The organism is Hydrogenophaga sp. IBVHS2, from assembly GCF_002127215.1.
Lineage (GTDB): Bacteria > Pseudomonadota > Gammaproteobacteria > Burkholderiales > Burkholderiaceae_C > Hydrogenophaga.
In genome coordinates this window covers 110,134-131,323 of record NZ_NFUT01000002.1, presented here as the reverse complement: position 1 = coordinate 131,323, position 21,190 = coordinate 110,134, and the positions used below count along the sequence as shown (strand labels likewise).

The 21,190-nt window shown below is 67.0% G+C and carries 22 protein-coding genes and 1 tRNA gene; 10 read left to right on the top strand and 13 right to left on the bottom strand.

Going from position 1 to position 21,190, the window contains the following annotated elements; all coding sequences use genetic code 11:
* The 6 genes from pepN (at position 1) to CAP38_RS05335 (ending at position 5,463) form a co-directional block, all read left to right on the top strand.
* Positions 1–2,673, top strand: coding sequence for an aminopeptidase N (gene pepN, locus CAP38_RS05360; protein ID WP_086119886.1), 2,673 nt, complete (start codon positions 1–3; stop codon positions 2,671–2,673).
* Positions 2,674–2,684: 11 nt separating this feature from the next.
* Positions 2,685–3,692: a class 1 fructose-bisphosphatase gene (locus CAP38_RS05355; RefSeq protein WP_086119885.1), complete on the top strand. Its 1,008-nt coding sequence runs from the start codon at positions 2,685–2,687 to the stop codon at positions 3,690–3,692.
* A gap of 45 nt (positions 3,693–3,737) precedes the next feature.
* Positions 3,738–3,813: transfer RNA gene (locus CAP38_RS05350), tRNA-Thr, on the top strand.
* A gap of 87 nt (positions 3,814–3,900) precedes the next feature.
* Positions 3,901–4,827, top strand: a complete 927-nt coding sequence (locus CAP38_RS15460; protein WP_086119884.1) for a demethoxyubiquinone hydroxylase family protein — start codon at positions 3,901–3,903, stop codon at positions 4,825–4,827.
* Positions 4,828–4,850: 23 nt separating this feature from the next.
* Complete coding sequence (locus CAP38_RS05340) at positions 4,851–5,243, top strand: DUF4149 domain-containing protein (RefSeq protein WP_086119883.1); 393 nt, start codon at positions 4,851–4,853, stop codon at positions 5,241–5,243.
* A 1-nt stretch (position 5,244) separates the two neighbouring features.
* Positions 5,245–5,463: a DUF2805 domain-containing protein gene (locus CAP38_RS05335; protein WP_218776559.1), complete on the top strand. Its 219-nt coding sequence runs from the start codon at positions 5,245–5,247 to the stop codon at positions 5,461–5,463.
* A gap of 10 nt (positions 5,464–5,473) precedes the next feature.
* Here the strand turns inward: CAP38_RS05335 and CAP38_RS05330 are convergent, their stop codons facing one another.
* Positions 5,474–5,875 (bottom strand): dihydroneopterin aldolase, encoded by a 402-nt coding sequence (locus CAP38_RS05330; RefSeq protein ID WP_086119882.1) that lies wholly within the window; start codon positions 5,873–5,875, stop codon positions 5,474–5,476.
* Between the two features lie 224 nt (positions 5,876–6,099).
* Here CAP38_RS05330 and CAP38_RS05325 point away from each other — a divergent pair, with 224 nt between their 5' ends.
* Both CAP38_RS05325 and CAP38_RS05320 read left to right on the top strand, forming a co-directional pair.
* Positions 6,100–7,131 carry a porin gene (locus CAP38_RS05325; protein WP_086119881.1) on the top strand — a complete coding sequence of 344 codons (1,032 nt, stop codon included), beginning with the start codon at positions 6,100–6,102 and terminating at the stop codon, positions 7,129–7,131.
* Positions 7,132–7,361: 230 nt separating this feature from the next.
* A complete protein-coding gene (locus tag CAP38_RS05320) occupies positions 7,362–8,435 on the top strand; it encodes a porin (protein WP_086119880.1) in 1,074 nt (357 codons plus the stop codon).
* A gap of 76 nt (positions 8,436–8,511) precedes the next feature.
* On the opposite strand, the gene soxB is transcribed toward CAP38_RS05320, so the two are convergent.
* The 7 genes from soxB to soxC form a co-directional block, all read right to left on the bottom strand.
* Positions 8,512–10,233: a thiosulfohydrolase SoxB gene (gene soxB / locus CAP38_RS05315; protein WP_086119879.1), complete on the bottom strand. Its 1,722-nt coding sequence runs from the start codon at positions 10,231–10,233 to the stop codon at positions 8,512–8,514.
* Positions 10,234–10,315: 82 nt separating this feature from the next.
* Positions 10,316–10,963 (bottom strand): sulfur oxidation c-type cytochrome SoxX, encoded by a 648-nt coding sequence (gene soxX, locus CAP38_RS05310; RefSeq protein WP_086119878.1) that lies wholly within the window; start codon positions 10,961–10,963, stop codon positions 10,316–10,318.
* A gap of 12 nt (positions 10,964–10,975) precedes the next feature.
* Positions 10,976–11,782 carry a sulfur oxidation c-type cytochrome SoxA gene (gene soxA / locus CAP38_RS05305; RefSeq protein WP_086119877.1) on the bottom strand — a complete coding sequence of 269 codons (807 nt, stop codon included), beginning with the start codon at positions 11,780–11,782 and terminating at the stop codon, positions 10,976–10,978.
* 136 nt (positions 11,783–11,918) lie between these two features.
* Positions 11,919–12,230, bottom strand: a complete 312-nt coding sequence (gene soxZ / locus CAP38_RS05300) for a thiosulfate oxidation carrier complex protein SoxZ (RefSeq protein ID WP_179188465.1) — start codon at positions 12,228–12,230, stop codon at positions 11,919–11,921.
* Positions 12,231–12,281: 51 nt separating this feature from the next.
* On the bottom strand, positions 12,282–12,737 hold the full coding sequence (gene soxY, locus CAP38_RS05295; protein ID WP_086119875.1) for a thiosulfate oxidation carrier protein SoxY: 456 nt from the start codon (positions 12,735–12,737) through the stop codon (positions 12,282–12,284).
* Positions 12,738–12,857: 120 nt separating this feature from the next.
* On the bottom strand, positions 12,858–13,922 hold the full coding sequence (locus tag CAP38_RS05290) for a c-type cytochrome (protein WP_086119874.1): 1,065 nt from the start codon (positions 13,920–13,922) through the stop codon (positions 12,858–12,860).
* A gap of 2 nt (positions 13,923–13,924) precedes the next feature.
* Complete coding sequence (soxC, locus tag CAP38_RS05285) at positions 13,925–15,193, bottom strand: sulfite dehydrogenase (protein WP_086121042.1); 1,269 nt, start codon at positions 15,191–15,193, stop codon at positions 13,925–13,927.
* Between the two features lie 282 nt (positions 15,194–15,475).
* Between soxC and CAP38_RS05280 the strand changes: the two genes are divergently transcribed.
* Positions 15,476–15,778, top strand: coding sequence for a c-type cytochrome (locus CAP38_RS05280; protein ID WP_086121041.1), 303 nt, complete (start codon positions 15,476–15,478; stop codon positions 15,776–15,778).
* 11 nt (positions 15,779–15,789) lie between these two features.
* A complete protein-coding gene (locus CAP38_RS05275; RefSeq protein ID WP_086119873.1) occupies positions 15,790–17,067 on the top strand; it encodes an NAD(P)/FAD-dependent oxidoreductase in 1,278 nt (425 codons plus the stop codon).
* A gap of 1 nt (position 17,068) precedes the next feature.
* Here CAP38_RS05275 and CAP38_RS05270 read toward each other — a convergent pair whose 3' ends face one another.
* The 5 genes from CAP38_RS05270 to CAP38_RS05250 are packed head-to-tail and all read right to left on the bottom strand — an operon-like array spanning position 17,069 to position 21,167.
* Positions 17,069–17,740 carry a phosphoglycolate phosphatase gene (locus CAP38_RS05270; RefSeq protein ID WP_086119872.1) on the bottom strand — a complete coding sequence of 224 codons (672 nt, stop codon included), beginning with the start codon at positions 17,738–17,740 and terminating at the stop codon, positions 17,069–17,071.
* Complete coding sequence (locus tag CAP38_RS05265) at positions 17,737–18,621, bottom strand: phosphoribulokinase (RefSeq protein WP_086119871.1); 885 nt, start codon at positions 18,619–18,621, stop codon at positions 17,737–17,739. Before CAP38_RS05265 ends, CAP38_RS05270 begins: the two co-directional genes overlap by 4 nt.
* A 22-nt stretch (positions 18,622–18,643) precedes the next feature.
* Positions 18,644–19,729, bottom strand: coding sequence for a class 1 fructose-bisphosphatase (locus tag CAP38_RS05260; protein WP_086119870.1), 1,086 nt, complete (start codon positions 19,727–19,729; stop codon positions 18,644–18,646).
* A 33-nt stretch (positions 19,730–19,762) separates the two neighbouring features.
* On the bottom strand, positions 19,763–20,725 hold the full coding sequence (gene cbbX, locus CAP38_RS05255; protein WP_086119869.1) for a CbbX protein: 963 nt from the start codon (positions 20,723–20,725) through the stop codon (positions 19,763–19,765).
* Positions 20,726–20,732: 7 nt separating this feature from the next.
* On the bottom strand, positions 20,733–21,167 hold the full coding sequence (locus CAP38_RS05250; RefSeq protein ID WP_086119868.1) for a ribulose bisphosphate carboxylase small subunit: 435 nt from the start codon (positions 21,165–21,167) through the stop codon (positions 20,733–20,735).
* Positions 21,168–21,190 lie beyond the last annotated feature (23 nt).

The window sequence follows — 21,190 nt, the reverse complement described above, 5'->3', positions numbered from 1 at the left end:
ATGATGTCCCTCCGTGAAGGCCCCAGCACCCTGGTGCGGCGCGAAGACTACTGCCCCCCGGCGTACTGGATCGACACCGTCGACCTGAGCTTCGACCTCGACCCCGCCAAGACGCGCGTGCTCAACCGCATGCGCCTGCGCCGCAACACCGCCGTGGCCGCCCAGCCGCTACGGCTGGACGGTGAAGACCTGAACCTGGCGCGGGTGCTGGTCAACGGCGCCGGCTGCTCCTTCCGCATGGACAACGGCCAGCTGGTGCTGGACAACCTGCCCGAAGGCGAGGCGCCGTTCGACCTGGAGATCTTCACCACCTGCGCGCCCGACAAGAACACCCAGCTCATGGGCCTGTACGTGAGCCAGGGCACCTTCTTCACCCAGTGCGAGGCCGAGGGCTTTCGCCGCATCACCTACTTCCTGGACCGTCCCGACGTGATGGCCAGCTACAGCGTCACGCTGCGCGCCGACAAGACCCGTTACCCGGTGCTGCTGTCCAACGGCAACCTGGTGGACAGCGGCGATCTGGAGGACGGCCGTCACTTCGCCAAGTGGGTCGACCCGCACCGCAAGCCCTGCTACCTGTTCGCGCTGGTGGCGGGCAACCTGGTGGCGCGCGAGCAGCGCATCGTCTCGCGCAGCGGCACCGAGCACCTGCTGCAGGTGTTCGTGCGCCCCGGCGACATAGACAAGACCGAGCACGCCATGAACTCCCTCATGGCCAGCGTGGCCTGGGACGAAGCCCGCTTCGGCCTGCCGCTCGATCTGGAGCGCTTCATGATCGTGGCCACCGCCGACTTCAACATGGGTGCCATGGAGAACAAGGGCCTGAACATCTTCAACACGAAGTACGTTCTGGCCAACAGCGCCACCGCCACCGACACCGACTTCGCGAACATCGAATCGGTGGTGGGCCACGAGTACTTCCACAACTGGACCGGCAACCGCGTGACCTGCCGCGACTGGTTCCAGCTCTCGCTCAAGGAAGGCCTGACCGTCTTCCGCGACCAGGAATTCAGCATGGACCTGTGCGCCGACCCGTCGGCGCGCGCGGTCAAGCGCATCGAGGACGTGCGGGTGCTGCGCACCGCGCAGTTCCCGGAAGACGCGGGGCCCATGGCGCATCCGGTGCGGCCCGACCAGTATGTGGAGATCAACAACTTCTACACGGTCACCGTCTACGAGAAGGGTGCCGAGGTCGTGCGCATGATGCAGACCCTCGTCGGGCGCGACGGCTTCGCCAAGGGGATGAAGCTCTACTTCGAGCGCCACGACGGCCAGGCCGTGACCTGCGACGATTTCGCCCAGGCCATTGCCGACGCCAACCCCGACAGCACCCTGGCCCGTCTGCTGTCCCAGTTCAAGCGCTGGTACAGCCAGGCCGGCACGCCGCGCGTGAAGGTGCGCACCGAGTGGAATGCCGCCGAGGGCAGCTGCACGCTGCACTTTGCGCAGTCGTGCCCGCCCACACCGGGCGCCGCCCTCAAGCAGCCGTTCGTGATCCCGGTGGCCATCGGGCTGCTGGATGCCGATGGCCGCGACCTGCCGCTGTCGGCCGAGCAGCGCCTGTTCGTGCTGACCGAGGCGGAGCAGAGCCTGCGCATCGACGGCCTGAGCGCCGAGCCGGTGCCCTCGCTGCTGCGCGGCTTCTCGGCCCCGGTGGTGCTGGAGCACGACTACACCGACGCCCAGCTGCTGGCCCTGCTGGCCCACGACAGCGATCCGTTCAACCGCTGGGAAGCCGGTCAGCGCCTGGTGCTGCGCCGCGCGCTGGCTGCCATCGCCACACCCGGCCCGGTCAACCCGATGCCGCTGGACCGTGCGGTCATCGACGCGCTGCGCGCCGTGTTGCGCCACGACACGCTGGATGCCGCCTTCAAGGAACTGGTGCTGACCTTCCCGAGCGAGACCTACATCTCGGAGCAGCTCGAGGTGGTCGACCCGCAGCGGGTGCACGCCGTGCGCGAGGCCATGCGCCAGCAGCTGGCCACCGCCCTGCACGACGACTGGGCCTGGGCCCTGGACACCCACAGCGACAGCGGCGGTTACCGCCCGGACCCGCGCAGCGCCGGCCGCCGTGCCCTGTGCGGCCTGGCCCTGACCATGCTGTGCCTGGGTGCCCGCGCCAGCGGCGATGCGGTGTGGCCTGGCAAGGCGTACCAGCGCTTCAAGGATGCCGGCAACATGACCGACCGCTTCAACGCGCTCTCGGCCCTGGTCATCAGCGACCATGCGCTGGCCCGCGAGGCGCTCACCCGCTTCCACACCCTGTTCCGTCACGAAGCCCTGGTGCTGGACAAATGGTTCGCGCTGCAGGCCGGCGCGCCCGACCGGGGCGGCAACATCCTGCCGGCGGTGCGGCAGCTGCTCAACCATCCGGACTTCTCGCTGCGCAACCCCAACCGGGCGCGCAGCGTGATCTTCAGCTACTGCAGCGCCAACCCGGGCGCCTTCCACCGCACCGACGCCGCCGGCTACGTGTTCTGGAGCGACCGCGTGATCGAGATCGACCGCTTCAACCCCCAGGTGGCCGCGCGCCTGGCCCGCGCCCTGGACCGCTGGAAAAAGCTGGCCGAGCCCTACCGCAGCGCGGCCCGCGAGGCGATTGCCCGCGTGGCCGCCCAGACCGAACTCAGCAACGATGTGCGCGAGGTGGTCACCCGCGCCCTGGCCGACTGAAAGCCCACCCCATGAGCAAGAAGATTTCCCTCACCCGCTACCTGGTCGAGCAGCAACGCGTCGACGGCAAGATCCCCGCCGAGCTGCGCCTGCTGCTGGAGGTGGTGGCCCGTGCCTGCAAGACCATCAGCCAGGCGGTCAACAAGGGCGACCTGGGCGGCGTGCTCGGCTCGGCCGACTCCGAGAACGTGCAGGGCGAGGTGCAGAAGCAGCTCGACATCATCGCCAACGAGGTGCTGATCGAGGCCAACGAATGGGGCGGTCACCTGGCCGCCATGGCCAGCGAGGAAATGGAAGGCATCTACCTGGTGCCGAACCGCTACCCGCAGGGCGAATACCTGCTGCTGTTCGATCCGCTCGATGGCTCCAGCAACATCGACGTGAACGTCAGCATCGGCACCATCTTCAGCGTGCTGAAAAAGCCCGACGGCACCGCCGGCGTGAGCGAGCAGGATTTCCTGCAACCCGGCGCACAGCAGGTGGCGGCCGGCTATTGCGTGTACGGCCCCCAGACCACCCTGGTGCTCACCGTAGGCGACGGCGTGGCCATGTTCACGCTCGACCGCGAACAGGGCTCCTTCGTGCTCACCCGCGAGAACGTGCAGATCCCGCCCGACACCAAGGAGTTCGCCATCAACATGAGCAACATGCGCCACTGGGATGCCCCGGTGAAGCGCTATGTGGACGAATGCCTGGCCGGCAAGGAAGGCCCGCGCGGCAAGGACTTCAACATGCGCTGGATCGCCAGCATGGTGGCCGACGTGCACCGCATCCTCACCCGGGGCGGCATCTTCATGTACCCCTGGGACAAGCGCGAACCCGAGAAGGCCGGCAAGCTGCGCCTGATGTATGAGGCCAACCCCATGGGATGGCTGGTGGAACAGGCCGGTGGTGCCGCCACCAACGGCCGCCAGCGCATCCTGGACATCGTCCCCTCCAAGCTGCACGAACGCGTGAGCGTGATCCTGGGCTCGCGCAACGAGGTCGAGCGCGTCACCGCCTACCACCTGGAACGCTGAGCCAGCCCCGCCCCGGCGGGGTGGCTGGCTATAATCTCGGGCTGTGCCGGAATAGCTCAGTCGGTAGAGCAGCTCATTCGTAATGAGAAGGTCGGGGGTTCGATTCCTCTTTCCGGCACCACCTTCAAGACCCCGCGCCCTTCTGGGTTGGCGGGGTTTTTTGCGGGCCTACGGCCGGCCATGGCAGCGGCGACTAGGATGGCCCCCCATGCCCGCCCCTCCCGACGACTCCCTGACCGTGCTCTACGACGGCGCCTGTCCGCTGTGCCGGCGCGAGATCGCACACGCGCAAGGTCTGGCCCAGCGCAGCGGAGGAGCGGGACTCTGCTTCGTCGACATCAGCCAGACCACCGACCCAGCGCTGCAAGCCGAGCAACAACGCCTGCTGGCGCGCTTCCATGTGCAGAAGGCCGATGGATCGCGGCTGGATGGAGCGGCTGCCTTTGTGGCCATGTGGGCCCGCCTGCCGGGCTGGCGCTGGCTGGCCCGGCTCTCGCGTCTGCCCGGCATGCTGTGGCTGATGGAGCGTTCGTACAACGGCTTCCTGCGTGTGCGCCCTGCCATGCAGTCCCTGGCCCGGCGGCTGGAGCCGGCGGCCGAGGCGTCCGGTCCGGGATGGTCAACGTATCTGGTGCGCGAACTGCGCTCCGACCATGCGGGCGAGACCGGCGCGGTGGAGATCTACCGGGGCATCGCCGCCGTCGCCCGACGGCGCGGTGATGCCGAACTGCTGGCCTTCGCCCAGGCGCATGGCGCCACCGAATCCGAGCACCTGCGCCTGATCGAGACCTGGCTGCCGCCTGCGCAGCGCAGCCGCCTGCTGGGCCCCTGGCGGCTGGCGGGCTGGCTCACCGGCGCTCTGCCGGCGCTGGCCGGACGGCGTGCGGTGTACGCCACCATCGCCGCGGTGGAGACCTTCGTCGACCGGCATTACCAGCAGCAGATCGACCACATCCGCGCACACGGCGGGCCGGATGGCCTGCTGCCCCTGCTGATCCAGTGCCAGGCCGACGAATGCCACCACCGGGATGAAGCCGCCGCTCTGGCGGGCGCGCCATCCTGGCCACTGCGGCTGTGGTGCCGTGTGGTGGGCAGCGGATCGGCCGCGGCCGTGGTGCTGGCCCGCCGTATCTGACCCCCTCCGTTTTGCCGAACCCGATGCTGGAAATCGCCGCTGTCCTGGTCGTCGCGCTGCTGTTTGGCGGCATGACGCTTTACTCGTTCGGCTTTGCCGCCTTCCTGTTCACCGCGCTGCCCATGCCGCAGGCCCGCGCCACCATCCGGGCGGCGTTTCCGCACTTCTACCTCTTCGTGCTGGGCACCGCAGCACTGGGTGCGGCCTTGTGCGCCGGCATCGACAGCCTGTCGGCCCTGCTGCTGGCCGCCATCGCCATCACGGTGGTGCCCACGCGCCAGCTGCTCATGCCGGCCATCAATGCCGCCACCGATGCCGGCCAGAAAAAGCGCTTCGCGTGGCTGCATGGCGCATCGGTGCTGATCACGCTGGTGCATATCGGTCTGGCCGGCTGGGTGCTGGCACGGATGGTCTGAGTTGGCCGACGTTCACCTGGCGCTGGATGCCGCCACTGCCAGCGAGATCATCCAGATGGCTCTGAGTGACCATGTGGGGTTCGAGCAGATCCGTGCCCAGCACGGTCTGAACGAAGACCAGGTGAAGGCGCTGATGCGCCGCGAACTGGCGCCGGGCAGCTACCGGGCCTGGCGGCGCCGGGTGCGACGCTTCTCGGACCAGCGCGCCCACTACAAATGAGCCGGCGCCCTCAGGCACGGGACACCTGGGGTCGCCATGCGGCCAGCCCCGCCGCATCCAGCCGTAGGCGCACGCCGAGCGACCCCAAGCCGGCGCGCACCGGCGTCTTGCGCAGGCCGATCTCCAGCGCCAGCACATCCGGGTAGGCAGCGCAGGCCTGCACGATGCGGGTCATGAGGCGCTCCTGGGTGTCGTATTGGCCATCCCCCGCCAGGCGATCGATCTCGACCACCAGCGGGTCGTAATCGAACACCCGCTCCATGCCGTCGGCATCGATCAGCACCAGATCGGGCCGGATGTGCAGCGTGAGGTCGAGCCAGTGGTGGTCGGGCACGGTGTCGTGCGGACCATAGGTGCCGATGTCGGCGTTGATGCGCAGGTCGCGCAGTTCGATGGTGCTGCAGCGGTTCATGGATGGGCTTTCGAGCGGGGGTTCAGGGGCCGAACCAATGTGTCAGACATATGAAAAGAAGCCCGAGGCATGAGGGGTGTCGTAAATCAGTGAATACCCCGGCTATTTTTTCCATAACGACAAAATGTCCCACGTGATTGGGGAAAATACTCCCGTCCCCCTGCACGGTGCAGGAGACGAAGGCCCCGCGGCCTTGACCTCATTCCACACGGAGTCACATCCTCATGAAAAAGAGCCTGATTGCTCTGGCCGTTCTGGCCGCTTCCGGCGCCGCCATGGCGCAATCTTCCGTCACCGTTTACGGCCGTCTGGACGCATCGGTGGGTTCCGGCAAGGTCGGCAACATCACCAACGGTGTGGGCCCCGCCAGCAACACCCAGCTGTTCAACAGCAGCCTGACCAGCAGCCGCCTGGGCTTCCGTGGCACGGAAGACCTGGGCGGTGGCCTGAAGGCCATCTTCGCGATCGAGACCAGCGTTGGCGTCGACAGCCCCGTCGCCTCCAGCCTGGGTGACCGCGCTGCCTTCGTCGGCCTGTCCGGCGGCTTCGGCACCATCAAGCTGGGCCGTCACGACACCTCGTTCGACGACATCCGCGACCTGATGGTCAGCAGCAACCTGTGGGACTCCACCAACTTCGCCTCCACCGAGACCATCGTGGGCACCACCGGCTTCGCTGGCGTGGGCAACCTGGCTGATTACGGCGACCGCGCCAGCAACCAGATCCGTTACGAGTCGCCGACCTTCGGCGGCTTCTCGGCTGGCGTCAGCTACGCCTTCGACGAAGTTGCTGCACCGACCAAGCAGGACCGTACCGCGTTCAACCTGCGCTACAAGGCCGGCAACCTGGACGTCGGCTACGGCTACCAGGAGAACAAGGACAACACCGCTCTGGCCAGCAACATCGAGTACAACACCCTGGCTGCTGCCTACAACTTTGGCGCCTTCCGCGTTTCCGGCGGCTGGAACCAGGCCAAGAACAAAGGCGCAACCCCCACCAAGGCCGACACCTACACCGTCGGTGTGAACGTGCCGGTCGACGCACTGGACTTCTCGGTGGGCTACAGCACCTCCAAAGCCAAGCGTCCCGCAGGCACCTTCGAGAAGGGTGATGCCTTCTCAGCTGGCGTGACCTACTCGCTGTCTAAGCGCACCCGCCTGTACGCGCTGCTGACCAATGGCGATATCGAGAACGCCGCCGGCGTGAAGACTCGCCAGCGCGACATCTACGCCGTCGGCGTGGCACACACCTTCTGATCCTGACCGACCGGAATTCCGGTTCTCCCAGGTTCGTTGAAGCCCTCCGGTCGCAAGGCCGGGGGGCTTTTTTCTTGCGCCGACCAAGGGTGTTGCGCGGACACCAAAAACTCACAGTACCCGGCAAGGTACCCGCATTCGGGGGTTTCGATACTGCGGCGGCCGCAGGCACGGTGCCTGTGGTGCATGCATGCCGACCGGCATGACACAACCCCTGGAGATCTCCGGTAATGAACAGCAAGCAACTGATTGCAGTGGCCGCCATGGCCCTGTCGGGCGCCGCGATGGCGCAATCGTCGGTCACGGTTTACGGCCGTCTGGACGCCTCCATCGGCTCGGCCAAGGTGGGTCCGGTGGCTGCCGGCGTCGGCCCGGCGAGCGTGGACCAGATGTTCTCGAACAACATCACCACCAGCCGCCTCGGTTTCCGCGGCACCGAAGACCTGGGTGGTGGGCTGAGCGCGCTGTTCATCATCGAGACCGGCCTGACGCCGGATGCCCCGGGTGCCACCACCTTGGGCAACCGCGCTGCCGTGGTCGGCCTGTCCGGTGGCTTCGGCACCATCAAACTGGGTCGGCATGACACCTCGTTCGACGACATCCGCGATCTGAGCACCAGCAGCAACCTGTGGGATTCGGGTCAGCTGGCCTCCACCGAAACCATTCTGGGAGCTGATGCAAACAGTGCCGTTCCGGCAGTCTTCGGCGTGGGCGGCGGCACGGGTGCCACCAACGCGCTGCCCGACTACGGCGACCGGGCCAGCAACCAGATCCGCTACGAGTCGCCGTCGTTCAGCGGCTTCACCTTCGGCGCGAGCTACGGCTTCGGAGAGGCCACGAAACCTGCGAAGACCGACATCACGGCATTCAACCTGCGCTACAAGGCCGGTGACCTGGACGTCGGCTACGGCTACCAGGAGAACAAGAACATCAACGCCACACTGGTGGATACCACCATTGAGTACAACACCCTGGCTGCCGCTTACAACTTCGGCTCGTTCCGCGTGTCCGGTGGCTGGAACCAGGCCAAGAACCAGACCGATCGCAAGTCCAACACCTACAGCGTCGGTGTGAACGTACCGGTCAGTGCATTCGACTTCTCGGTGGGTTACAGCACAGCCAAGGCCAAGCAGGCGGGTGCCACCTTCGAAAAAGGCAGCGCCTTCTCGGCCGGCGTCACCTACTCGCTGTCCAAGCGCACCCGTGCCTACGCAGCCCTGACCAACGGCGACATCAAGGACGCGGCCGGCACCAAGCTTCGCCAGCGCGACATCTACGCCCTGGGTCTGATCCACACCTTCTGATGAAGGCTTGAAGCGGCCCGCCATATGCGGGCACTTCAAGGCAAAGCCCGCCCGCCCACAAGGCCGGCGGGCTTTGTCATGCCAGACCCGGATTGCCCTTCATGCCGTCGATGCGCGGGCTGTTGATGCGCACGCCCTTGACCACTTTCTTGTCGCGCAGGTAGCCGGCCACCACGTCCCAGATGGGCTCGCCCTGGGCGCCTTCCTGCACCGAGGCCCAGCCGGCCACCTTGTACTTCTTGCCGGCCTCGATGGGCTTGCCCTTGAGCATCATGTTGTGGATGCGCTGGCCCATGGGGGCGGTGGGCCGGATGGTGTAGGTCATGCCGCCCACGCGCACCATGTCGCCGCCCTGCTGGTAGTAGGGGTCGGGGTTGAAGATGTTGTCGGCCACATCTTCCATGATGGTCTTGATCTGTTCGCCGCTGAACTCGTTGAGCGTGGTGGCCGGATAGGTCAGTGCCACCTGGTCCATCAGGCGTTCGTAGGTGATGACGTCGCCCGGCAGCAGCGAGGTGCCCCAGCGCACGCCAGGCGAGAAGGCGATCTCGGCGCCCTTGTTCTGCATCAGGGCGTCGCAGATGACCTGATCCCACGAACCATTGAAGTTGCCGCGGCGGTAGAGCAGGTCTTCGGTGACGGCGAGCTTCTCGTCCAGCCGGGCCTTGAAGGGGGCCCGCACGCCATCGATGAAGGCCTGCATGGTGGGGTCGGCCTTGAGCAGGTTGCTGAAGACGGGCAGCAGGCGGTACTGGTAACCCTGCACGCGGCCGCCGCGCACGTCGAAGTCGAGCACACCCAGGAACTTGCTGTTGGAGCCGGCGTTGGTCACCAGGGTCTGCCCGCCGCCGTTGCGCACCACCACCGGAGCCGGCATGCCGTCGTGGGTGTGGCCACCCAGGATGGCGTCGACGCCGCGCACGCGCGAGGCCATCTTGATGTCCACGTCCATGCCGTTGTGCGAGAGCACCACCACCACCTGCGCACCCTCGCCCCGGGCCAGGTCGACCATCTTCTGCAGGTGTTCGTCCTGGATGCCGAAGGTCCAGTCGGGCACCATGTAGCGGGGGTTGGCGATCGGGGTGTAGGGGAAGGCCTGGCCGATGACCGCCACCTTCACACCGTTCATCTCGCGCAGCGCGTAGGGCTTGAAGACGAGGTCCTCGAAGTCGGTGGTCTTGATGTTCTGGGCCAGGAATTCCATGTGGCCCTTGAGATCCTTCTCGACGATCTCCTGCACCCGCTTCGCCCCGAAGGTGTGCTCCCAGTGCGAGGTCATCATGTCCACGCCCAGCAGCTTGCAGGCGTCCACCATGTCCTGGGCGTTGGTCCACAACGAGGTGGCCGAACCCTGCCAGGTGTCGCCGCCATCCAGCAGCAGCGCGTGCGGCCGGCTGGCGCGCATCTGCCGGATCAGGGTCGCCAGGTGGGCAAAGCCGCCCACCTTGCCGTAGGTGCGCGCCGCCTGGGTGAAGTCCAGGTAGCTGAAGGCATGGGCACTGGCGGTGCCGGGCCGGATGTTGAAGTGCTTGAGCAGCTTCTCGCCCACCAGGTGCGGCGGGCGACCCACCGCTTCGGCCACGCCCAGGTTCACGCTGGGTTCGCGGAAGTGGATGGGCGTGAGCTGCGCGTGGCAGTCGGTGAAGTGCAGGAAGCTCACGTTGCCGAAGGTCGGCACGTCGTACAGCCGTTCGCCGGCACCCGGGGTCGCGGCCAGCACGTCGTGGTGATCCAGCGCCATGCCGGTGGCGCTGGCCACGGCCAGCATCTGCAGGAATTCGCGGCGGCTCAAGCTCATGGGGGCCTTCTTGATAACTGATGACTGATATTTACGACGGAGAAAAGCCCCGGGCGCCTTGGGCTTCCGGGGCCAGGGGCGATCAGCGATTGACGGGCGATGCCGGGTCGAGCAGCAGGGCCATCACGTGGCGCAGCTGGGCTTCGGTCAGGATGCCCTTGTGGCCCACGCGCGGCATCTGCGAGCAGGCGTTGTAGGCACGCGCGTTCCACAGCTTGCCCCAGGTGTACTCCAGCATCGGCCGGGCGGCGGGGCTGTTCGGGTCGGTCACGCCGCGCAGCTTGCCGTACTGGTACAGGCTGGGCCCCAGGGTGCCGAAGGAAATCTCTTCCTTGCTGATCTGGTGGCAGTTGTAGCAGTTGCCGCCGTTGGCATCGCCGGCCTTGTCGGTCCAGGTAAGGCCGCGGCCGCTCTGGGCAATGGCCTCGCCCTGCTTCCAGTCGCCCAGGAACTGGCCGTCCGACGGCCATTTGACCGTCTTCATGTTGGCGTCTTCGATGGCCTTGGCCAGCTTCTCGTCCAGCGGCTTGCCTTCGATCTCGGCGGTCGCACAGGCTGCGTTGGCCTGGTCCTGATCGAGGCGGTCGAGGGTGGCAATGCCGCGCGCCTGGAAGGACTGCTGCAGCATGGTGGCGGAGGCCTTCTCGACTTCGGCGGGAGAAGGTTGACCGACCTGGGTAGTCGCTGCAACGGCCGCCACGATCACGGCTACGATGGCGAATGGAGTCATCTGGATATCCCTTCAGCGCTTGATGGCAGGCACGATGGACTCGGCCGACTTGGCGTTCACGCCCATGTAGACCGACAGGGCCAGGGTGGCGTCGCTGCCGAACTTGGGCTCGGGCCAGCGCATCTGGCGGAAGCAGTCGTTCAGGCGCAACTGCATGCCCCACATCTGGGAGTTGGACACGCGGTAGGCCGGCCAGGCGGCAAAGCCGATGCCGTCGCCGGGGTTCCTGGTGAGGTTGGGCAGGTCCTGCAGGCGGATGCGCTTGTCATCGGCGCCGTGGCAGGACGCGCACGAGAAGTCGTGCGTGCCGCCGCGCGTGAAGAACAGGCGCTTGCCGGTCTCGTACATCAGCTTTTCCTGCGCATGGCTCTGCGGCAGGTTGAACTTCATGCCGCGCGAGGCGGTGGCCACATAGGTGGCCAGGGCGGTGACGTTGGCCATCTCGCCGCGACCGAACGGGGTGCGCATGATCTCGTCGGCCTTGAAGCCCTGCAGCGTTTCCATGCAGGTGATCAGGCGGGTCTCCAGGTCCTGCACGCGGCCGGTGTCCTTGAAGTAGCGCGGCAGCTCGACAAAAGCACCGGCGATCACGCCCGGGCCCTTGCCCAGATCGCACTGCTCCAGCGACGCGTTCTTCGGGCCCCGCTTCTGCTTCCAGAGCTCCTCGCCCTTCATCTCGAACAGCTCGGCCGGGTTGCCGTCCTGCAGCATCTCGCGGTACTTGGCGATGCCCTCGGCCGTGGACGACTGGGCATGCGCAGCGGCAGCAGCCAGCAGACCGGCGAGCGCCAGCGCGGCACGGGGAATGGTGTGTGTCATGGAATGTCTCCTCCTATGTCTTCGACCACAGGCTTCGTCGAGCCGCGTGTCTGGATCCAGGGTCACCGTGGGTCCGGCTCCGCCGGCCCACCGGTGACGCCCCCCTGGGGGGGTCGCGCGCAGCGCGGCGGGGGGGTCAGCTGATCACCGCTTCGTCGGTGCGGCTGTCGCCCTTGTTGTCGGTCCACTTGACCACGACCTTGTCGCCCTTGGCGCCGCCCTTGAACTTGAAGGACAGGAAGGGGTTCTGGGCCACAGCGCCGCTGAACTGGGCCTGCAGGACCACCTTGCCGTTGTGGGTGGCCTGCACGTCCTTGATGTGGTGCGCCGGGATGGTGGCGCCGTTCGCGTCCTTGCGGGTGCCGGTCTCCATGATGTGGGACATGAGCACGCGGACGGTGGTTTCGTCGCCGGCGACGGCGGCGCGGATGCGCATCGGATCTGCCATGGGAATCTCCTGAGATGTTCGGTGGGAAGGATCGGCTCGGGACGCGGGCGTTCAGCCGCCGCAGCCGCCGAGGGTGACCTTGGTTTCCTTGGTGGCCGAGTACAGCTTGCCGTCGGCCTTGACCACGGCGATCACGTTGGAGCTCTGGCCCATCTTGATGCGGGTCTGCACATCGGCATTGGTGCCGGCAGGGATGGTGAAGGCCGCCGCCAGGGGCGAGGGGTTCTTCTCCACCACGATCATGATGTCGGTGGTGTTGGGCAGCTTGCTGACCGCGCCCACCGGCACCACGGCGCCGTTCTCGGCGATGTCGGGGGCCACCACGGTGACCTGGTCGCTGGTGGCCGGCGTGCCGCCGATGGCCTTGAGGGCATCGGCCAGGTTCTTGGCCTCGAAGCCGGCGGCGCTGACGGCAGCCTGGGCCTGGCTCTGGGTGATGAGACCCAGCGACACGAGGGTGGCAAAAGCGCCCGTGGACTGGAGGGCAACGCGGCGTGAGCGGTTCATGGATGGCTCCTGTGGAAAAAAGCGAAGGGCGAGTGTACCGAGGGGGGCATGGCGCTGCGACTGTGGGAATTACGGGCGCATCGCGGTCATGGTCAATCGAAAGGCTCCATTCGTGGTGCTTCAGCGGGCGCCCGCAGCGATCCAGCGGGCCATGGCCTGGGCATCGGACTCGGAGAGCTGGGGCTGGGGCGGCATGGGCACCGGGCCGAACACGCCGGAGCCACCGCTCCTGATCTTGCCGGTCAGGTAGGCCTCGGCATCGGCACGGCCTTTGTACCTGGCGGCAATCTCGTTGAAGCCGGGACCCACGATCTTGCTGGTCATGCCGTGGCAGGCAGTGCAGGAATGCTTCGAGAGCAGGCCTTTCACGTCAGGGCCGGTGGCGGCAGCAGCGGCCACCACCAAGGGTGCAGCAGCGGCACCCTTGGGCAGGCTGGCCGGCGGCGGGCGGGTGGTGTCGGCGCCGCGCACCGGGCCGACGACCCGGTTCTGCTCCAGGATGTTGCCGTGGGCATCGCGGGCGAAATCGGGCAGGTAGGAGCGCACCGCAGCCTCGGTCGGGCAGTCCTTCATGCAGGCCACGTTCTTCACATCGCCCTTGCCGTTCACCTTCCACAGCGGCTCGTGGAACACCATGCCGTTGCGGTTGGGCATGCGCTGCTGCACCTCGGCGATGTTCTTGTCGCTCAGGGTGAAGTCGGCCGGCACCACATCGGCCAGGTGCAGGATGTAGGCCACCACGCCATAGACCTCTTCGGTCTTGAGCGACTTGGGCGCGTTCCAGGGCATGGCGCGGTTGATGTAGTCCCACAGCGTGGAGACCGTGGCCACCTTCATCATGGTGGTCTTCTGGGGGAAGGTGCTGCCCTGCTCCAGGTTCTTCACCCGGCCGCGCTCGATGTCCGCTTTCGTGGTGCCGCCCACGATGGGCGTGAACACCTCGTTGGATTCACCGAACACGCCGTGGCAGGACGCGCACTGGGCCTCCCACACCCGCTCGCCCAGCGACACGCTGCCCGCACCAGCCGGCAGGCCCTTGAAGTCCGGGCGTACGTCAATGTCCCACGCCTTGATCTCGGCCTGGGTGGCCGGGCGCCCCAGTTCATGCCAGGGCTGAGCCTGCGCGAACACCGGTAGGGCGACAGACGATGCAACCAGTGCGAGGGCAGCAAGAACGGGGCGCATGATCAGAACACCTGAACGTTGGAGACTTCGCCGTTCTCGGCCACCCGCCACGACTGGATCGCGTTCTGGTGGTAGACCGAGCGGGTGCCGCGCACCGCACGAAGCTGGTTGATCTTGGGCTGCACATAGCCGGTGCTGTCGATGGCCCGGCTCTGCAGGATGGCGGGCCTGCCGTCCCACACCCAGTCGATGTTGAAACGGGTCAGGGCCTTGGGCAGCACCGGGCCTTCGAGCCGTGCGGTGCGCCAGTTGCGGCCGCCGTCCACGCTCACGTCGACCCGTTTGATGGCGCCCCGGCCCGACCAGGCCAGACCGGTCACGTTGTAGTAGCCCTTGTCCAGCAGCGTCTGACTGCCCGAGGGCGTGGTGATGACGCTCTTGCACTCCTGGATGCCGGTGTACTGGCGGTGGGTGCCGTCGGGCATGTGGTCGATGTAGTGGATGGCTTCGTCCTTGGTGGCCCATTTCTGGTCGCCCACCTCCAGACGCCGCAGGTACTTCACCCAGCTCACGCCCTGAATGCCGGGTACGACCAGACGCAACGGATAGCCGTTTTCGGGCCGCAGCATCTCGCCGTTCATGGCCCAGGCGACGATGCAGTCGTCCATGGCGCGCTCGATGTCGATGGTTCGGGTCATGGACGAACCGTCTGCGCCTTCGGCCAGCACATACCGGCCCAGCTTCCTGTCGTAGCCGCACATCTCCAGCAGGGTGGACAGGAGCACGCCGGTGAATTCCGAACAGCTCAGCATGCCGTGCGTGTACTGCACCGACGGCAGCGCCACGTTGCCCCACTCGGGCGCCGTGTTGGCACCGCATTCGATGAAATGGATGCGCGAGACGCTGGGCAGGCGCATCAGGTCGTCCATGGTGAAGACGCGCTCGCGCTTGACCAGGCCGTGCACCATGAGCCGGTGCTTCGAGGGGTCGATGTCCCACCAGCCCTGGTGGTGCCGCTCGAAGTGCAGCCCGTTGGGCGTGATGATGCCGAACAGGCCCTGCAGCGGCGTGAAGCTGACCGAAGCCTGGTTGACGCGGGTCAGGCCCGGACTCTGGCGGCGCTGCAGGTTGCCTTCCCACCTACTGGGCTTGCCGTAGCCGTCGGTGGCCACGCCCTGGCCCAGGCCGGTGGTGTGTTCGGGCAGCTTCAGGATGGCGTCCTCGCCTTCGGCCCGGGCCGGACGGGCCGCACCGGCGGCCGCCACCGCACCCGCACCCATGGCCAGCGCCTTGCCCATGAAGGAGCGGCGAGCCTTGCGCGCGGCCTCCATGCGGGCGGCGTCCAGGTGGTTTTCCGGTGCCGGCAGGATGCGGCCGATCACATGGCGAAGGTCGTCGGACACGGGGTCTTCCTTGAAAAGGCACAGAGAAGCGGACGGCCCGCGCAAGTGCCCGGACCCATAAACATGAATATATGAGTGATTGCTAATATTTGGATGGGTACTAACCCTCATCTCCAATACCCTCTCGGCGCCGTCATGCCGCTGCGACGCCATGGGGGGTGTCTGCTACATTTTCCGAGGACCTTTCCCGACGAGATGCTGGAGATCACGATGCACACCACGTTGAAATGGCTGGCCGCAGGCACGCTGCTGGCCGCTTCCCTGGGCGCCCAAGCCCAAGTCAATCAAGTCAAGGTGTGGGCTGCGGCCTGCGCCAACTGCCACGGCACCGACGGCCGGGCACAACAAGGCGGCTTCAACCTGGCCGGCCAGAACAAGGACGAGATGCTCGCCAAGTTGCTGGCCTACAAGAACGGCCAGCGTCCCGCGACCATCATGCACCAGCTGACCAAGGGCTACACCGACGAGCAGCTGGCCCAGATCTCGGCCTACTTCGCCGCACAGAAACCCTGAGGAGCGCCACCATGAAACGCCGTCAATTCGTACAGACGCTGGGCGCAGGCTCGGCCGTGGCCGGACTGGGTCTGCTGGGGGGTTGCGCCAGCACCGGGGGCAGCAGCGCCAAGGTGGTGGTGATCGGTGGCGGCTACGCCGGCGCCACCGCCGCCAAGTACGTGCGCATGTTCTCCGACTACCAGATCGACGTGACGCTGATCGAGCCCAGCGCCATGTTCGTGTCGTGCCCCATCTCCAACCTGGTGGTGGGCGGTCACAAGACCATGGCCGACATCACCACGCCCTACGACAACCTGAGCAAGCGCCACGGCGTGCGCCTGGTGCGCGACCGGGTGGACAGCATCGACGCCACCAAGCGCACGGTGAAGCTGGCCGGTGGTGCCGAACTGCCCTACGACCGGCTGATCGTCTCGCCCGGCATCGACTTCCTCAACGACATCCCGGGCCTGAACAAGCCCGGCGCACAGGACAAGGTGCTGCACGCCTGGAAGGCCGGCCCCCAGACCGCCGCCCTGCGCGCCCAGCTCGAAGCCATGCCCGACGGCGGTGTGTTCGCCATGTCGATCCCGCTGGCGCCCTACCGCTGCCCGCCCGGCCCGTACGAGCGCGCCTGCATGGTGGCCAGCTACTTCAAGCAGGCCAAGCCGCGCAGCAAGGTGGTGATCTTCGACGCCAACGACGACATCACGTCCAAGAAGGGCCTGTTCCTCAAGGCCTGGGACGAGCACTACAAGGGCATGATCGAGTACCGCCCCAAGCACAAGGTGGTCGATGTGGATGTGGCCACCAGCACCCTGAAGTTCGAGTTCAACGACGACTTCAAGGCCGCCATCCTCAACGTCATTCCCAACCAGAGCGCCGGCAGCATCGCGGTCAAGACCGGTCTGGCCACCGCCAACAACCGCTGGTGCGAGGTGGACTTCCTGACCTTCGAATCCAAGGCGCAGAAGAACATCCACGTGCTGGGCGACGCCATCCAGGTGGCACCGCTCATGCCCAAGTCGGGTCACATGGCGAACCAGCACGGCAAGACCTGCGCGGCCGCCGTGGTGTCGCTGCTGCAGGGCAAGGAACCGCCGGCCCTGCCGATCTACGCCAACACCTGCTACAGCTTCGTCACCGCCACCGACGTGGTGCACGTGGCCAGCGTGCACCGCTACGACGCCGAGAAGAAGACCATGCTCACCGTGCCCGGATCGGGCGGCCTGTCGGCACAGGCCAGCGCGCTGGAAGGCCAGTACGCCATGGCCTGGGCGCGCAACATCTGGGCCGACACCCTGGCCTGATTCAGGACAGCAGCGCCGACACGTCGGCGATCACCCGGTCGGGGCCGCAGGCCTCGATCGGGTCGCCCATGTTGTAGCCATAGGGCAGCGCCCACACCGCGATGCCGCCATTGCGGGCGGTGGCCACGTCGATGGACGAATCCCCCACGAACAGCGCCTGCGCCGGCGCCACGCCGAAGTCGTGCAGGCAGGTGCGGATGGCGGTGGGGTCGGGCTTCTTGACCGGCAGCGTGTCGCCGCTGATGACCCGGTCGAACATCGGCATGAGCCGGTGGGCATCCAGCACGGTGCGGGTGTAGCGGTCTTCCTTGTTGGTCACCACCACCAGCCTCACGCCCTGAGCGCGCAGTTCGGTGAGGGTCTCGCGCACCTGCGGATACAGGTGGCTGCGGGTGCCGCAGCGGGCCAGGTAGTGCCGTGCGAACACGGCTTCGGTCTGCGCAAACCCGGCGCTGTGCCGCACCGAATCGGCGGATGAGCCCTCGCACCAGGCCAGCGCCTGGATGAGCAGCTCGCGTGTGCCGTGACCGATCCAGCCGTTCACCTGCTGCTGCGTGACCGCCGGCTTGCCGACTGCGGCCAGGGTGTCATTGACCGCGTCCGCGATCTCGGGCGCGGTCTCGATGAGGGTGCCGTCCAGATCGAACAGCACCAGTTCGAAGCGCCGCATCATGCCGGGCCCAGCGCGCGCTGGCGCCGCTCCATCATGCGCCAGATGAAGGGCGTGAAGATCAGCTGCATGGCCAGCTCCATCTTGCCGCCCGGGACCACGATGGTGTTGGCGCGGCTCATCCACGACCCGTTGATCATGCTCAGCAGGTACTGGAAGTCGATGCCCTTGGGCTTGGCAAAACGGATCACCACCATGCTCTCGTCGGCCGTGGGCACGTCGCGCGCCACGAAGGGGTTGGAGGTGTCCACCACCGGCACGCGCTGGAAGTTCACATGCGTGTGCTGGAACTGCGGGCAGATGTAGTTCACGTAGTCGGGCATGCGGCGCAGGATGGTGTCGGTGACCGCCTCGGCGCTGTAGCCGCGCAGGTGCTTGTCGCGCCAGAGCTTCTGGATCCACTCCAGGTTGATCACCGGCACCACCCCCACCAGCAGGTCGGGGTAACGGGCCACGTTCACCTCGGGCGTGACCACCGCGCCGTGCAGCCCTTCGTAGAACAGCATGGCGGTGTCGGGCGGCAGCGGCTCCCACGCGGTGAAGGTGCCGGGCTCCTGGCCGTAGGGTGCGGCCTCTTCGGCGTTGTGCAGGTACTTGCGGCTGCGGCCCTGGCCGGTGGCGGCGTATTCGCGGAACAGCGCCTCGATCTCCTCGAACAGGTTGGCCTCGGCACCGAAGTGGCTGAAGTTCATGTCGCCGGCGCGTTCGGCCTCGGCCATGCGCTGTTTCATGGCCTGGCGGTCGAAGCGGTGGTAGCTGTCGCCCTCGACGATGGCGGCCCTCACGCCCTCGCGGCGGAAGATGTTCTCGAAGGTGCGGGTGACGGTGGAGGTGCCGGCACCGCTGGAGCCGGTGATGGCGATGATGGGGTGGCGTTCGGACATGGGGGTCTCTGAGGGAGGGCGATCAGGCCGCGTCGCGGAACAGGCTGCGTTCGGCGAACAGGGGGTTGCTGTCCTTCCACGACAGCGGCTCGGCGTGGTAGCGCTCGATGCGCTCGACCTCGCTGCGCGAGCCGAACACCAGGCCGATGCGCTGGTGCAGCGAAGTCGGCTGCACCGACAGCACCGGCTCGCGGCCGGTGCTGGCCCGACCGCCGGCCTGCTCCATCAGCATGGCAATCGGGTTGGCTTCGTAGAGCAGGCGCAGGCGCCCGGCGCGGGACGGGTCCTTGCTGTCGCGCGGGTACAGGAACACGCCGCCCCCCATCAGGATGCGGTGCGCCTCGGCCACCATGCTGGCGATCCAGCGCATGTTGAAGTCCTTGCCGCGCACGCCGCTGCGCCCGGCCATGCATTCGTCCACATAGCGCTTGACCGGCGCTTCCCAGAACCGGCTGTTGGAGGCATTGATGGCGAACTCGTGGGTTTCTTCGGGGATGCGGATGGCCGGGTGGGTCAGCTTGAACTCGCCCAGGTTGGGGTCGAGCGTGAAGCCATGCACGCCACTGCCCACGGTGAGCACCAGCATGGTGGTGGGGCCATAGATGGCGTAACCGGCAGCCACCTGCCGGGCGCCGGGCTGCAGGAAGTCGTCCACCGTCACGTCGCGGCCGGTGGCCAGCACGTCGGCCGGCGCCCGCAGCACGCTGAAGATGCTGCCCACCGACACGTTCACGTCGATGTTGCCCGAGCCATCCAGCGGGTCGAACACCAGCAGGTACTTGCCGCGCGGGAACTCGCGCGGCATGGGCCAGGGCAGTTCCATCTCTTCCGACGCCAGGCCGGCCAGGTGGCCGCCCCATTCGGTGGCGCGGATGAACATGTCGTTGCTCAGCACGTCGAGCTTCTGCTGCACCTCGCCCTGCACATTGGTGCTGCCGTGCGAGCCCATCGCGTCGCCCAGGGCGCCGAAGGACACACTGCGGGCGATCGCCTTGCAGGCCAGCGCCACGTTGAGGATGAGGGCATTGAAGTCACCGCTGGCCTCGGGGTAGCGGCGTCGTTCCTCGATCAGGAACTGGGTCAGGGTGGAGCGGCGGGAGAGCGGCATGGCATGGGCACCGGGGAACGGCAAGTGGGTCGATCAGGGGGAGGCAACCGGCAGGGTGAACACCCGGCTGGCGCGGATGTCTTCGGGCTGCAGCGTGACCAGATCGTCCTCGGAGAGAGGCCGGTCGCGGTCGGCAAACAGGCGGCTGGCCTGGCGCAGGCGGATGCGGTCCAGCGCATTGCGCACGCTGCGGGCATTGGCAAAGTGCGGCTGGCCCTGGCGGCGCTGCAGGTACTCGGCAAACACCTCGCGGGCGCCCGGGGCCAGGCGGTAGTTCATGGCACCCAGCATGCGGTCGCCAATGGCCAGCAGCTCGTCGTGCGCGTAGTCGGGGAAGTCGAGGTGGTGGGCCACCCGGCTGCTCATGCCGGGATTGCTCTGGAAGAAGGTGTCCATGCGGTCCTTGTAGCCGGCCAGGATGACGACCAGGTCGTCGCGCTGGTTCTCCATGACCTGCAGCAGGATCTCGATGGCTTCGCCCCCATAGTCGCGCTCGTTTTCGGGCTTGTAGAGGTAGTAGGCCTCGTCGATGAACAGCACGCCGCCCATGGCCTTCTTGAGCACCTCGCGCGTCTTGGGTGCGGTGTGGCCGATGTACTGGCCCACCAGATCGTCGCGCGTGACCGCCACCAGATGGCCTTTGCGCACATAGCCCAGCCGGTGCAGGATGGTCGCCATGCGCAGGGCCACGGTGGTCTTGCCGGTGCCGGGGTTGCCGGTGAAGCACATGTGCAGCGACGGGGTCTGCGCCTGCAGCCCGTGACCCATGCGCAGCCAGTCGATCACCAGCAGCGCGGCGATGTCGCGGATGCGCTGCTTGACCGGTTGCAGCCCCACCAGGTCGGCATCGAGCTCGGCCAGCACCGGCTCGACCTGGCTGTGGGCCAGCACCTCGCCGACGGTGCGGGGCGCACTGCGGGGCACGGCCACGGCGGCGGGCGCAGCCCCCTCGGCGGCACGGGTCTCCGACCCCGGAATGGCGTAGAGCATGTTCATGCCGGCCTCAGTAGCGTTGGGCCTCGGGTCGGTCCGTGGCGTAGCTGTGGATGGTGTAGCGGATCTGGCGACCGTCGGCTTCCTGGCGCACCAGACCGAAGCCGGGCTCGGTGGTCGGCCGGTTGACCATGAAGCTCATGGCGATGCTCTCGATGCCGCGCGTGCTGTCGAAGGCCATGAGGCGGATGTAGTGCTGCGGAAAGGTCTGGCGGCAGCTCGCCAGCTCCAGCATGACGCCGGCCGCATCCGTCAGGTCGAACATCGGCATGCCGAACATCTCCCAGTAGGTGTTGCGCGGGTGCGGGTCGTCGGTGTATTCCACGCTCCAGGCGTAGCCACGGGCCAGGCCGTAGTCGATCTGGGCACGGATCTCGTCGTCGCTGAGGTCGGGCAGGAAGCTGAACTGGCCCTGGGTCACGCGGCCGGTGGGGTTGGTCATCATGGCGTTGGCTCCGGTGGTGCGGT

Excerpts from the sequence above, each read along its gene's own strand:
- pepN (WP_086119886.1), top strand. The coding sequence starts at position 1 with ATGATGTCCCTCCGTGAAGGCCCCAGCACCCTGGTGCGGCGCGAAGAC.
- CAP38_RS05355 (WP_086119885.1), top strand. The coding sequence starts at position 2,685 with ATGAGCAAGAAGATTTCCCTCACCCGCTACCTGGTCGAGCAGCAACGC.
- CAP38_RS15460 (WP_086119884.1), top strand. The coding sequence starts at position 3,901 with ATGCCCGCCCCTCCCGACGACTCCCTGACCGTGCTCTACGACGGCGCC.
- CAP38_RS05340 (WP_086119883.1), top strand. The coding sequence starts at position 4,851 with ATGCTGGAAATCGCCGCTGTCCTGGTCGTCGCGCTGCTGTTTGGCGGC.
- CAP38_RS05330 (WP_086119882.1), bottom strand. The coding sequence starts at position 5,875 with ATGAACCGCTGCAGCACCATCGAACTGCGCGACCTGCGCATCAACGCC.
- CAP38_RS05325 (WP_086119881.1), top strand. The coding sequence starts at position 6,100 with ATGAAAAAGAGCCTGATTGCTCTGGCCGTTCTGGCCGCTTCCGGCGCC.
- CAP38_RS05320 (WP_086119880.1), top strand. The coding sequence starts at position 7,362 with ATGAACAGCAAGCAACTGATTGCAGTGGCCGCCATGGCCCTGTCGGGC.
- soxB (WP_086119879.1), bottom strand. The coding sequence starts at position 10,233 with ATGAGCTTGAGCCGCCGCGAATTCCTGCAGATGCTGGCCGTGGCCAGC.
- soxX (WP_086119878.1), bottom strand. The coding sequence starts at position 10,963 with ATGACTCCATTCGCCATCGTAGCCGTGATCGTGGCGGCCGTTGCAGCG.
- soxA (WP_086119877.1), bottom strand. The coding sequence starts at position 11,782 with ATGACACACACCATTCCCCGTGCCGCGCTGGCGCTCGCCGGTCTGCTG.
- soxZ (WP_179188465.1), bottom strand. The coding sequence starts at position 12,230 with ATGGCAGATCCGATGCGCATCCGCGCCGCCGTCGCCGGCGACGAAACC.
- soxY (WP_086119875.1), bottom strand. The coding sequence starts at position 12,737 with ATGAACCGCTCACGCCGCGTTGCCCTCCAGTCCACGGGCGCTTTTGCC.
- CAP38_RS05290 (WP_086119874.1), bottom strand. The coding sequence starts at position 13,922 with ATGCGCCCCGTTCTTGCTGCCCTCGCACTGGTTGCATCGTCTGTCGCC.
- soxC (WP_086121042.1), bottom strand. The coding sequence starts at position 15,193 with ATGGAGGCCGCGCGCAAGGCTCGCCGCTCCTTCATGGGCAAGGCGCTG.
- CAP38_RS05280 (WP_086121041.1), top strand. The coding sequence starts at position 15,476 with ATGCACACCACGTTGAAATGGCTGGCCGCAGGCACGCTGCTGGCCGCT.
- CAP38_RS05275 (WP_086119873.1), top strand. The coding sequence starts at position 15,790 with ATGAAACGCCGTCAATTCGTACAGACGCTGGGCGCAGGCTCGGCCGTG.
- CAP38_RS05270 (WP_086119872.1), bottom strand. The coding sequence starts at position 17,740 with ATGATGCGGCGCTTCGAACTGGTGCTGTTCGATCTGGACGGCACCCTC.
- CAP38_RS05265 (WP_086119871.1), bottom strand. The coding sequence starts at position 18,621 with ATGTCCGAACGCCACCCCATCATCGCCATCACCGGCTCCAGCGGTGCC.
- CAP38_RS05260 (WP_086119870.1), bottom strand. The coding sequence starts at position 19,729 with ATGCCGCTCTCCCGCCGCTCCACCCTGACCCAGTTCCTGATCGAGGAA.
- cbbX (WP_086119869.1), bottom strand. The coding sequence starts at position 20,725 with ATGAACATGCTCTACGCCATTCCGGGGTCGGAGACCCGTGCCGCCGAG.
- CAP38_RS05250 (WP_086119868.1), bottom strand. The coding sequence starts at position 21,167 with ATGATGACCAACCCCACCGGCCGCGTGACCCAGGGCCAGTTCAGCTTC.